General features: G+C 36.6%; 10 protein-coding genes. All 10 read left to right on the top strand.

Annotated features, from left to right (window positions below):
• Positions 1–123: 123 nt before the first annotated feature.
• The 10 genes from H3R25_RS04915 (at position 124) to H3R25_RS04870 (ending at position 12,413) form a co-directional block, all read left to right on the top strand.
• On the top strand, positions 124–1,692 hold the full coding sequence (locus H3R25_RS04915) for an SLAP domain-containing protein (RefSeq protein ID WP_198187765.1): 1,569 nt from the start codon (positions 124–126) through the stop codon (positions 1,690–1,692).
• 160 nt (positions 1,693–1,852) lie between these two features.
• Positions 1,853–3,229 carry a glycoside hydrolase family 1 protein gene (locus H3R25_RS04910; protein ID WP_198194462.1) on the top strand — a complete coding sequence of 459 codons (1,377 nt, stop codon included), beginning with the start codon at positions 1,853–1,855 and terminating at the stop codon, positions 3,227–3,229.
• Between the two features lie 16 nt (positions 3,230–3,245).
• Entirely contained in the window at positions 3,246–4,115 is an 870-nt protein-coding gene (locus H3R25_RS04905) for an ROK family protein (protein WP_198194461.1), read from the top strand.
• Positions 4,116–4,117: 2 nt separating this feature from the next.
• A complete protein-coding gene (locus H3R25_RS04900; RefSeq protein WP_187158374.1) occupies positions 4,118–5,101 on the top strand; it encodes a LacI family DNA-binding transcriptional regulator in 984 nt (327 codons plus the stop codon).
• Positions 5,094–6,419, top strand: a complete 1,326-nt coding sequence (locus H3R25_RS04895) for an alpha-L-fucosidase (RefSeq protein WP_198194460.1) — start codon at positions 5,094–5,096, stop codon at positions 6,417–6,419. Before H3R25_RS04900 ends, H3R25_RS04895 begins: the two co-directional genes overlap by 8 nt.
• A gap of 138 nt (positions 6,420–6,557) precedes the next feature.
• Positions 6,558–7,886 (top strand): PTS sugar transporter subunit IIC, encoded by a 1,329-nt coding sequence (locus tag H3R25_RS04890; protein WP_187158376.1) that lies wholly within the window; start codon positions 6,558–6,560, stop codon positions 7,884–7,886.
• Positions 7,887–8,187: 301 nt separating this feature from the next.
• Positions 8,188–9,543 carry a PTS sugar transporter subunit IIC gene (locus tag H3R25_RS04885; RefSeq protein WP_074425821.1) on the top strand — a complete coding sequence of 452 codons (1,356 nt, stop codon included), beginning with the start codon at positions 8,188–8,190 and terminating at the stop codon, positions 9,541–9,543.
• Between the two features lie 25 nt (positions 9,544–9,568).
• Positions 9,569–10,669: a DUF871 domain-containing protein gene (locus H3R25_RS04880; RefSeq protein ID WP_198194459.1), complete on the top strand. Its 1,101-nt coding sequence runs from the start codon at positions 9,569–9,571 to the stop codon at positions 10,667–10,669.
• 120 nt (positions 10,670–10,789) lie between these two features.
• Complete coding sequence (locus H3R25_RS04875) at positions 10,790–11,839, top strand: MupG family TIM beta-alpha barrel fold protein (protein ID WP_198194458.1); 1,050 nt, start codon at positions 10,790–10,792, stop codon at positions 11,837–11,839.
• Between the two features lie 100 nt (positions 11,840–11,939).
• Positions 11,940–12,413, top strand: coding sequence for an isochorismatase family cysteine hydrolase (locus H3R25_RS04870; protein WP_074425818.1), 474 nt, complete (start codon positions 11,940–11,942; stop codon positions 12,411–12,413).
• The last annotated feature ends 20 nt before the right edge of the window (positions 12,414–12,433 follow it).

Genomic DNA, 12,433 nt, shown 5'->3' with positions numbered 1-12,433 from the left:
AGAGCAAATGTAATTAAATAGTATTAAGAAAAGGTAAGAAGTTACCATCTTAATTGGTTTAATTGCATTTTTGGTATACAATAAATATATTAAAATAGTTTTTTAATGAGGTGTAATAGATAAATGAAACTAAGTCATAAATTAATGATGGTATCAACAGCTGCACTTATTGGTGTTAGTCCAGTATTGAGTGCGAGTCAAACTGCAGTAGTGCAAGCAGCTCATAAATCTACAGCAAAAAAGACTTCTTCTACCAAGAAAAATACTTCAAAGAAGGGCACAATTAAATTAAGCCACAATTCTTACGTATATGACAAAGACGGTAAGCGTCTAAAGACTTATATGGGTAGTGAGAAGAACACAACCATTGGTAAAGGCTATACTTTAAAATATTCAGACAAAGTAACTATTGGTGGTATTGATTTTTATGATATTGGCGGCGGCGCTTTTGTCAAGGCAGCTAATGTTGGCTATGTTGATGGTAAAAAGGTCACTAAAGCTAACACAACCACCGCTACTGCAAGTGCTAAGATTAAGCACAATGCTTACATTTACGATGCTAAGGGTAAAACTGACAAGAAGAAGATCAAGAAGGGACAAACTGCTACCTTTGATCAAGCAATTTACATTGATAAAAAGCTTTACTACCGCATTAGTGGTCAAACTAACCAATTTATCAAGGCAGCCAACGTTGGTAAATTATCTGGTGCAAGTTTAAAACCAGTCAATGAGGATAATACGCCAAGCGATAATCAAAAAGACCCTACAGTAATTACTTTGAATCATAATGCATATATCTATGACGACCAAGGTAATTCAAGCAAGACTTTACTTAAGAAGGGTCAACAAATTCAAGTTGATAAGTTACAGTACATTGACGGCAAATTGTACTACCGCATTAGCGATAGTAAATATCCCGGTGAAAACCAATGGGTTAAGAAGAGCAACGTTGGTGTAATCACTGGTAAGCAATTAAAACCTGCAAATGAAAAGCCGGTAGAAGATCAAAATGCAACTTTTGCTACTATTGCGCGTGACACCAATGTCTATGATGACAAGGGTGTTGCACAACCAACAAAGACCTTTGCTAAGGGACATGTTGCTCGTGTAAACGAATTACGTTACATTTGGGTTCAATCTGAAAACAAAGCTGTTTTGTTCTACAAATTACAAAGTGATAAGAATGGCTTTATTAAAGATGATGATGTTAACACTGTAAGTGGACATAAACTTACTCCAGTTAACACACCAGAAACTGCTAAAAGTCAGACCGTTACTGCTACTGATACAGACAAGAAGCCACTACAAGATGCTTTAGGTCAAGCAGCAGCTGTTAAGGCTAGCGATGCATATAAGCTTTCAGCTAAGTCATTACGTGATGCCTACGATGCAGCTATTGCAACTGGTACACAAGTTAATACTGCAATTTCAACTGTTGCACAGGTAAATGATACTTTAAGCAAAATAACTTCTGCTAAAAATGCTCTTAACGGCAAAAAAGTTGTAGTTAACGACTTAAAGAACTTAAGTATTAGTGAAGCTGATCAAATTGTTCAACTTGCTGCTACAGCAAATGGTGTGGACAAATCAGCAATTCAATTTAGCAATAATAACACTGTTTTAACAATCACTAGTGCAAATGGCTTCCAACAAACTTTGAACATTACTGATTACGCAACTACAAACAAATAGTTAATGCGTTTATATTAAATGCCACCAATAATTGGTGGCATTTTTTATTGTCAAAGATAGCTTACTAATATATCAGTTAAGTGGTAAGAAGCTTTACTTAATAAAAATGTTTTACTATAATATATTGAAACGTTTCAAAAATATTGAGTGAGGTATGAAAATGAATAATCAAGCGTTACCTGATAATTTTATGTGGGGTAATTCAACTTCAAGCATGCAGACGGAAGGAGCGGTCCATGAAGGTGGAAAAGGCGACTCTGTTTATGCAAACTATCGATCAGAAGACGGCTCATCAGTATGGGATGAAGCAATTGATGAGTACCATCGATATCCAGCTGATTTAGATTTGATGGCTAATCAGGGAATTAATTGCTATCGCTTTCAAATATCATGGAGTAGAGTAAACCCAATGGGTGACGGTGATTTTAACCCAGAGGGAATTAAGTTTTACTCGGATTTAATTGATGAACTGTTAAAAAGAAAAATTCAACCAATGATTTGCCTCTATCATTTTGACATGCCACTAAATCTAGCTAAGAAATATAATGGCTTCAGTAGTAGGTATGTAGTTGACGCTTTCGTTCGATACGGTAAAAAGATGATCGATCTGTTTGGTGACCGTGTTAAATACTGGATTACTTTTAATGAACAAAACCTTTATTTTATGCCTGGTGCAGCGAAAATTGCAGGCTCACTAAAAGAAGAAGAAACGCTGACGGATATTTATACCATTAGTCACCACTTGATGCTAGCTCACGCTAGAATTGCTGCTTACTTACATCAAACAACGGACTGTAAAATTGGGGGCATGCTCGCCTACAGTGAAGTTTATCCTGTTTCTGCACTTCCCAAAGATGTTTTGTATGCACGTCAATTAGATGAGTTCTTTAACAAAAATTTGTTAGATGCGTTTGTTTTTGGACATTACTCAAACGAAGTGATTAGTTTTGTTAAAAATAATAATCTTAATGTGGATGTTTTACCTGAAGACCTCAAAGAGATTAGTAAAATGAAAAGTGATTATATTGCTTTTAGTTACTATCAAAGTGCAACAATTAGTAGTAGTTTGATTCCAGACAAAACTGCGCCAAATTATTACCTTCAATATGGCGGTAAAGAAAATCCATTTTTACAAGTAAACGAGTGGGGCTGGTCAATTGATCCTACTGGCTTTAGAGACATTTTGACCAAGACGTATAATCAGTATCAACTGCCAATGTTTCCGATTGAAAATGGAATAGGAATTAGAGAGAACTACCACGGAAAAGAAATTGATGATGACCTTCGAATTAGATATCACAAAGAACATATTCAAGCATTAAAAGACGCAATTTACATCGATGGTGTCGACATTATTGGCTACTTAGTTTGGGGACTTATTGATATACCAAGTTCTTCAGGCAACATGGATAAGAGATATGGCATGGTTTATGTTAATCGTACTAACAAAGAAGTCCTTGATCTCAAACGGATTCCTAAAAAAAGTTACTGGTGGTTTAAAAAAGTAATTCAAAGTAATGGTAGGTACTTGGACTAAATACTAGGAGAGAAAAATGAAATTAGCGGTTTTCGATATTGGTGGCACCAATCTTAAATGTGGATATTTCGGTGACGATCATAACATTACGTGTCAAAAAAAGTCTGAAACACCTAAAACCTTCAAAGGACTGGTAAAACAGATACATCGCTATCTGGATACACTACTGGATATAGATGGGATTGCTATCAGTGCTCCAGGAGCAGTTGATGACACAAGGGGTGAAATTGATGGTATCAGTTCAGTACCCTATATTCATAATCGGCCAATTTTTCATGAGCTTGAAGCAGAATTTGGGCTGCCAGTAACTATTGAGAATGATGCTAATTGTGCTGGCATCTGCGAAGTTAATATTGGTGCAGGTAAAAACTTTACCAATGTAGCTTTTGTTGTAGTTGGTACTGGAGTCGGTGGTGCAGTTTTTATAAACAGAAAATTATACAAAGGTAGTCATCTGTTTGGAGGCGAGTTTGGTTTAATGTCGACTGCCGATGGCTCAATCTTGAGTATGCAAGCGACAATTGTTAAGGCAGCAGCCAAGTATGTTGCTCAAACAGAAGCCGATGATGTAGATGGAGAAAAACTGTTTTTATTGGCTGATCAAGGTGATAAGTTGGCAAATGAGCTGATTGACGAAGTGTATGACTGTTTAGCTATGGGACTTTATAACATTCAAGTTTCGTTCGATTTTGATGCAATTATTATCGGTGGTGGTGTTTCAGCGCGTAGCAGTTTTAGTGCTGAAGTAGCCAAGCGTCTAGAGGCACAACTTGTGGAAAAGAAAGTTGAAAAGATCATGCCTGTTGTTGAAACGTGTCAATACCATAATGACGCTAATTTATATGGTGCAGCCTATAATTTTATTGAAAAACAAAAAAAGAGGTAAAAATGGTCACGATTAAAGATATTGCCAATAAGTCAGGTGTGTCTGTTGGGTCTATTTCACGCTATTTGAATGGTGTTCATTTAAAAAAAGCAAATGAGGAAAAGATTCAGCAAGCAATCAAAGAGCTGCATTATATCCCAAATCAAACGGCAAAAGCACTGAAGATGAATAAATCATTTTCAATTGGGATCTTAGTTGATAATATGGATAACTTTTATAGCTCTCAGCTGCTGGCAGCATTAGAACAACTATTTGATCAAGCTGGTTACTTTTTGCTTTTAACTAGTCACCGAAACGACAAGGAAACTTTTGAATACAAGCTGAAAAAACTGATTGAACGGTCAGTAGATGCATTAATTATTTTGAAAGCTGAAACTAAGTGGGATGCATTTCAAGAAGTAGGACAGGTTGGGATTCCTGTAATCTCAGTTGAAGCATCTTTGGCAGACAAATCAGTTCCAGAAATATTGAGTGCCGATCAACAAGCGTCTCAAGAAGTTGTGGAACGAATGTTGAAAAAGCGAAAGAAAACAGCATTCATCATTCCAACTGAAAGCGATTATGTACTTCAACAACGATTAGCAGGAATTAATGCGGCATGTAAAAAAATGTCAGTTGAAATTTCATCTGATCAAATAATTTATGTTGACTATGGAACTACTGAAGCGTATGAAGCTGTATCTGAACTAATAAAAAACGGCTTTGATTCAATTTTTGTTACCAATTATACGAATGCAATTCAGGTTGTAGAAGGAATTCGTGATGCTGGTATGGAAGTTGGAACACAGATTGCAGTTGCTGGATTTGGTTACTCTCACCTACTCCAAAACATGAAGTTACCGATTACATTGATTAAGCAGCCTGTGGATAAAATTGCGGAAAAAGTGGCAGACTCAACTTTAAAACTTCTCGACAATCAAGAAGTGGATAAGCAAGTATTTATTCAGGATAAGATTTTTTGGCAAAAGGAGCTAGAAAATGAGTGAAAACAAGAAACGACAGGATATTATTGAAAACAAAGCAGCTCAGCAAGAAGCATATCAGGATTTGCCAACTGAAATTATTGATAAGCTTGAGTGGTTCCAAGATCAAAAGCTTGGCATTATTTTTCACTGGGGCCTATATTCACAAGCAGGAATAGTTGAGTCGTGGCAATTATCTAAAGAAGATGACTGGGCTCGCAAGCATGGTGCTTGGAGATCAGATTTAACCACATTAAGGCATGACTACTGGAATTTGAATAGGGAATTCAATCCAGTTAAATTTAATCCGAATGATTGGGCAAAAGCAGCTAAAGATGCGGGTTTTAAGTATATGTTATTTACAACTAAGCACCACGATGGCTTTAATATGTACGACACAAGCTATAGTGACTACAAAATAACGGCAGCAGATTCTGTGTTTCATACTAATCCACAAGCCGATCTTTTAAAGTATGTGAATAATGCGTTTCGCAAAGAAGGGATTGCGACAGGTGCATATTATTCCAAGGCTGACTGGCATAGTCCTTTTTATTGGGAGCCTAATTCAGACCCGCAAGGTCGATATGCTAGTTACGACCCTGAAGAGAAACCAGAATTGTGGCATCAATTTCAGCAGTTCGTTGAAAATCAGCTATTAGAAATTTGTCAAAATTATGGTCCAATTGATATTTTATGGCTTGATGCTGGTTGGGTTAATAGTATGCATCATGAGCAACTACCAATGGATGAAATTGCACAAAAGATTTGGCAGATTAAGCCAGATACTTTAATTGTTGATCGAACAATTGGTGGGAAATATGAAAATTATGTTACCCCGGAGCAAAAAATTCCAACAGTACCACCGAAAAAAGTTTGGGAAAGCAATCTTACTTTGGCCAAAAACTGGGGCTATGTTCCTAACGACCAGTATAAGAGCTTTGACGAAATTTTAAGTAGTATCGTAAAGATTATTAGCTTAGGCGGGAATGTGATTTTAGGTGTTGGGCCTAAGCCAGATGGGACCTTACCAGAACCCGCACTAGCTCTAATGAAGCAACTGGGTGAATGGCTAAAAGTGTTTGGGGAAGCGGTCTATAGTACACGTGGTTGTCCCGATTATGCAAAAAATCAGCTATATCTAACTAAGAAAGATGGTAATCATTATCTGTTTTACGAGCAACAACAGGGTGGTGAACAAAAATCTCTTGCTAATTTAGCTTTTTCTTATAAATCTATTGAGAACTTAGAAACAAACGAAAACATCCAGCCTGCTGGTTCTAAGATTAGTTTGCCAGAAACTGCATTTCCTTTTGGGGTACTAAAATTTAAAGCGGATAAGTAATTAAACTAAGGTAATCTGTAAAAGCTTTCATTTTTATATTGAAACGTTTCCAAAAACATTGTATAATACTATTATTGAAACGTTTCAATAATTGAATCCTTTAAGTTAGAAATTTCAAAAATAGTTAAGGGAGTAAAAATGAATATTTCTGAAAAAATTAATAAGCTTGTTTTACCTTTAGCAAATAAAATTGGTAATCAGCGACATTTAGTGGCTATTCGAGATGCCTTTGTTGACATTACGCCAATAATTATGGTTAACTCGCTTTTCCTATTATTAAACTCGCTAGTTCTAAATCAACCTGCGGTTTTAAAGGCATTTCCTTATGCAGCTAAATTGACTGAAATGGGAACGATGGTAAACAACGGTACTATGGGCTTTATGACCATATTTGTAACGTTTATAATTGGCTACCGGTTGCTTAATTCTTATATTGCTGACGGTAGAATTGGTACGAACGATATTAGTCCAATTCATGCGGGAATCTTAAGTGTAGCTACTGCCTTAATTATGTTTCCGTTGAATAATCCTGCAATGATAACTGGTACGGTCAAAACAGTCACAGTTGCTGGGGTCTACGCACAATCTCTAACTTCATCTGGTGGGATGTTTGTGGGCCTGATTGCGGCAGTTCTAAGCACAGAACTATTGTTGTTTTTCTACAAAGCGAAAAAGTTAAGAATTAAAATGCCAGACGGGGTACCGCCTGCAGTTGCGCAGTCTTTTAATTCGCTGATACCTGAGTCACTTGTAGTTATCGTTTTTGCGGTTATTACTTTTGCTTATGTCCAAATTTTCCACCAAGGAATAACCGACTTAGTTCAAGCAGTAATTTCCCAACCTTTGCAAGCAGCAATGGAGTCATGGATTGGTTGCTTCGTTATTCAGTTTGTGACACAGTTCTTGTGGTTCTTTGGTTTGCACGGACAGAATATCGTTGCATCAGTAACTTCGCCACCAATGATAGCAGCAATTCAGCAAAATATGGCTGCCTTTGCTGCCCACAAAGCCGTTCCGAATATCGTTACAAATCCTTGGATTGGTATGTACACTTTGTTTGGCGGAACCGGTGCGATTTTGCCGTTCTTAATAGCGATCTTTATTGCTTCCAAACGTAAGGAATATCGTGATGTAGCCAAATTAGGCTTGCTTCCAAGTATCTTTAATGTTTCTGAACCAATTATGTTTGGGATTCCAATTGTAATGAATCCTTACTTTGTAATTCCATTTATCTTTGTTCCACTGATTAACCTTGCAATTGCATATCCGCTAACATTATTAGGTGTAGTGGCAAAAAGCGTTGTTATTCCTGCTTGGACAATTCCTCCTATTTTAACTACATGGGTGACAACCGCAGGAGATATACCGGCAACGATCCTCTCACTCTTACTGTTCATTTTGGATATTTTCCTATATTTACCATTTGTTTTGGCAAGTAATAAAGGAGCTAAGTTAGAAGAAAAATAGATCTAGTATCACTTATGAAACTAACTAAAGGACTAATTTTTAATTAGTCCTTTTTTGATATTATTAAAAATTATGAAAGGCAAAAAATGATAATGTTTTTCGTATAATACTGTTATTTAATAATTCTGAATAAGCTGTTTTCCGAAATTAAAAGCTTATATTTATGGTTTTATACATCTAAAACTATACAAAAACCCTATTAAATACTATTATTTAATGCGTTTTTTTCACTTTTTCTAAAGCGATTTCATCTACTATGGTATAATACAAGTGTAGTTAAAAATAGTAGGAGGAAATTAAAATGAATGCTTTAATTAACTGGTTAAATAAGCATGTCGTTCCCGTTGCAGCAAAGATAGGTTCGGTTCGCTGGCTTGTAGCCTTGCGTGATGCTTTCATTTCTATCATGCCATTGATTATGGCAGGTTCTGTAGCTAATGTTATTAATGCGTTAGTAAGAGATCTACCAAATCAATTCGGCTGGACCGGCTTTGTGAATTCAATGCAATGGCTAATTGCCATTAATGCATTGGTCTGGACAGGGACAACCGCTGTTCTAGGTTTGCTATTTGCATTTACATTTGGTTACCAAATGTGTGTTCAATACAAAGTTGAACCAATTGCTGGTGGTTTAGTTACCTTAGGTACTTTTATCATGGGACTGCCACAGAGCTTCTCACTTGATTTAAAAGCTGCTTTAACAAAGGGAGATGTTAAAGCCATCACTGACGCTGGTGCAGCTGTAGCTGGTAAAAACGTTAGTGCATGGGGTTACTTCAACTTTAACAAGTACTTTGGTGCTTACGGTTTCTTCACAGTAATGATCATGGGCGGTATTGCTATTGCCGTATACATCATGTTGATGAAGAAACATATTACAATCAAGATGCCTGCTAGTGTTCCACCAGCAGTTTCTAACGCATTTACTGGAATTATTCCTGCTGTTGCAGGTTTGTATGTTGTCGGTATTATTAACTATCTATTCCAACTCAACAACACAACTGTTATTGACTTTATCTCAAAGACAATTCAAGAGCCTTTGATGAAAGTCAGTCAAGGTTACTGGTCAGTATTATTGATTACCTTCTTGGTTCAATTATTCTGGTTCTTCGGTATTCACGGTACCAACGTTCTTGCACCAGTTACCGAAAGTATTTGGACTACTGCGTTGATTGCTAACGTTAATGCCTACCACAACGGTAAAACATTACCTTACATGTGGACAAGAACAGACTTTGACCTTTATGTTTGGATTGGTGGTGCAGGTTCCACCTTACTATTGCTATTAGCAATCTTGATTTTCTCAAAACGTGAAGATCAACGTGCTGTTGCAAAAGTTTCATTAGTTCCTGGTATCTTCAACATTAACGAACCTGTAATGTTTGGTATGCCTGTTGTTTTGAATCCAATCTACTTCATTCCATTTGTTCTTGCACCATTAGTTATGGTTTCAATTTCATATGCTGCTTTGAAGTTTGGCTTGGTCAACCCAGTTAGAGCACAAATAACTTGGGCAATGCCACCATTCCTCAACGCATTCTTAGGAACAATGGATTGGCGTTCAATTGTGTTACAGGCTGTTAACATGGTTATAGGTTTCTTTATCTATGTACCATTCGTTATTGCTGCTAACAATATGAAACCTGAAGCAGAATAGTCCTAGTTTAAGGAGTAATAAAATTATGAAGCAATTAGGTATATCACTTTATCCAGAGCAAAGTACTTTTGAACAAGATCAAAAGTATATGGATTTGGCTCATAAATATGGTTATAAGCGTATTTTTACATCGCTATTGCAATTAAAAAGCGATGATGGCGAAGATTTATTAGCTAAGTTGAAAAAAGATGTTGCTTATGCAAATAAGCTAGGCTTTACGACTGTTGTTGATATTAATCCAGGCTTATTCAAGGAATTAAACATTGACTACAATAATTTAGTCTTTTTCCATGACTTAGGCGTTTGGGGCCTGCGCTTAGACGAAGGCTTCAGCGGGATGGAAGAAGCAGCAATGACTCATAATCCATACGGATTAAAGATTGAGCTTAATATGAGTCGTGGTACGAATTACCTTGATAGCATTATGTCTTATGATCCAGAGCCTGATAACTTAATTGGTTGCCATAATTTCTATCCACAGGAATATACTGGTTTGAGTGAAGACATTTTTATGGAATATTCACTCAAATATCGTGAGTATGGTTTACACACCGCTGCATTTATTTCTTCAAAGAATGCGCAATTTGGTCCATGGCCTGTTCATGAAGGCTTACCAACAATGGAAAGTGATCGTCAAAGAAACATTGCAAGCCAAGTGACACACTTACGCTTAAGCAAAATGATTGATGACATTATCATTGGTAATGCGTTTGCTAGTGAGGAAGAACTTGCTGCAGCTGCTGAAGCCTTCAATAGTCCATTTCCAGTTTTAGGAATGGATTTTGAAGAAGGTGTTCTACCAATTGAACAAACAATTTGTTTAAAAGATAAACATCTATACCGTGGTGATGCTTCTGAATACTTATTACGTGACACAATGCCACGTGTGGTTTATTCCGATGAGGACATTCCCGCTCGTAATAATGAGAAGTCTACCTTTGATTTTGGTGATGTTGTAGTTGTAAATGACAAGTATCCTCGCTATAAGGGCGAGCTACAAATTGTCTTAACTCCATTTGAAAATGACGGTAGGCGTAATCTGGTTGGCCACTTGAGAGAGGATGATCTTGATTTACTTGATCTAGTGGAACCATGGAGTACATTTGTACTTGAAGAAAATAACTAAAACTAGTTTTCTGCAAAAGAAAAGGCTATAGGTTTAACCTATAGCTTTTTTATTTTGATATCGCTTTCAAAAAAATAGTATAATAGAAATAACAGTTTTTTTATGAAGGAAAGAGAAAAAATGCTTGGATTTTCAATTTATCTGGATCATGACCTAACAGCCGATGATTACAACTACTTATTGGCAATGCGTAATGCTGGTTTAACGACAATTTTTACTTCTCTAAATATTCCTGAAGATGATGATAAACTAGTTTTAAAGCGCTTGGGGGAATTAACCAAGTGGTGTAGTAATCTAGATATAGATTTAATTGCGGATGTTTCTAAGGCTTGCTTAGAGAAATTAGGTGTAGCAATTACCGATATTGATCAGGTTAAAAAGTTGCATTTAACAGGATTAAGGATAGATTCAGGAGTTGATTACAGCACAATTGCAAAGTTATCAAAAGAGATGCCGATAGCACTAAATGCAAGCACGATTGAAAAAGACGATGTTACTGCATTGCGAAGTTATTGTGCCGACTTTACCCATTTACAAGCGTGGCATAATTATTACCCACGACCAGAGACTGGTTTATCCACAAATTGGTTAGCTACCAAAAATGCTTGGCTGCATGAAATGAACTTGCAGACGATGGCTTTTGTTGCGGGAGACGCAAAAAAGAGAGGGCCAATTAATGAGGGCTTGCCGACAGTAGAACAGCAACGAAAAGAAAATCCATTGGCAGCGATGCTTGAATTGAAAGAGCTCGGCTGTGATCACGTTTTTATCGGTGATGCTGACTTATCTCAGGCATCACTGAGAAGCTTTAAAAACTACATTAAAGAGAATGCAATTACGCTGCGAATAAACAAAGATGTACCAGAGCTATTTAGTCACGAATGGCACAATCGAAGGGATTGTGCAGAAAAAGTTATTCGTTTAGCTGAAGGACGTGAACGGCAGCTCTTTGGAACAACTCCTAATAGCGAAGCTCTGGCACGTCCTAAAGGAACGATTACATGTGATAATAGCTTATATATGCGTTATCAAGGTGAGTTACAAATCACAAAATGTGATTTGCCAGCTGATAAACGGGTTAACGTTTTAGCGCAGGTGATACAGGAAGATTTGCCATTATTAAATCAAATAGAAGCGGGTAAAAAGCTACTCTTTACATCGGATGAGTAATTTATCTTACAGCGAGTAATAAAGTTTAGGTTGAATATCAACAATATAGCGTTATAATAAAAACGGTTTCAAAGAAATATTTTTAGTTGAGAGGATAATTATGTCAGCCGATAATTTATTGTTAGTAGTTGATGTTCAGGAACAAGCGATGCACTTTTCGAGCAAGAAGACAAAGTTGCTTGAACGGATTAACCGTGTCATTAAAAAGTTTGAAGAAAATAATGATCCAGTTATTTACGTCAAGCAGGAAAACCTTGGTGACTTTTCTTCTAAGTTGAAGGTCGAGAGCTCGGCACCAGTTTTCACTAAGAACGAACCAAGTCCGTTTACGCAAACAAACTTTGCTCAGAAGGTACATGATCTTAATCCTAAAAATGTTGTTGTGGTGGGGTTAATGAATCATACCTGTGTTCAGGCAACAGTAAAGAGTGCATTGAGTCGCGACTACTCAGTTACATTAATTTCGGACGGATATGATTCTTCTATTAAACCAGTAACGAATCATTATAATCACTTATTAACTAAATTAGGTGCTCATCGGTTAACGACGGATGAATTTTTATTAGTTCAATAATTTTTGTAAGCCACGGATAT

Source organism: Lactobacillus sp. M0390 (assembly GCF_016102085.1).
GTDB lineage: Bacteria > Bacillota > Bacilli > Lactobacillales > Lactobacillaceae > Lactobacillus > Lactobacillus apis.
This window is presented reverse-complemented; position numbering and strand designations above follow the sequence as displayed.

Bases quoted from the DNA above. Each gene is read 5' to 3' on its own strand.
- H3R25_RS04910 (WP_198194462.1), top strand. From the start codon at position 1,853: ATGAATAATCAAGCGTTACCTGATAATTTTATGTGGGGTAATTCAACT.
- H3R25_RS04880 (WP_198194459.1), top strand. From the start codon at position 9,569: ATGAAGCAATTAGGTATATCACTTTATCCAGAGCAAAGTACTTTTGAA.
- H3R25_RS04895 (WP_198194460.1), top strand. From the start codon at position 5,094: ATGAGTGAAAACAAGAAACGACAGGATATTATTGAAAACAAAGCAGCT.
- H3R25_RS04875 (WP_198194458.1), top strand. From the start codon at position 10,790: ATGCTTGGATTTTCAATTTATCTGGATCATGACCTAACAGCCGATGAT.
- H3R25_RS04905 (WP_198194461.1), top strand. From the start codon at position 3,246: ATGAAATTAGCGGTTTTCGATATTGGTGGCACCAATCTTAAATGTGGA.
- H3R25_RS04900 (WP_187158374.1), top strand. From the start codon at position 4,118: ATGGTCACGATTAAAGATATTGCCAATAAGTCAGGTGTGTCTGTTGGG.
- H3R25_RS04915 (WP_198187765.1), top strand. From the start codon at position 124: ATGAAACTAAGTCATAAATTAATGATGGTATCAACAGCTGCACTTATT.
- H3R25_RS04885 (WP_074425821.1), top strand. From the start codon at position 8,188: ATGAATGCTTTAATTAACTGGTTAAATAAGCATGTCGTTCCCGTTGCA.
- H3R25_RS04890 (WP_187158376.1), top strand. From the start codon at position 6,558: ATGAATATTTCTGAAAAAATTAATAAGCTTGTTTTACCTTTAGCAAAT.
- H3R25_RS04870 (WP_074425818.1), top strand. From the start codon at position 11,940: ATGTCAGCCGATAATTTATTGTTAGTAGTTGATGTTCAGGAACAAGCG.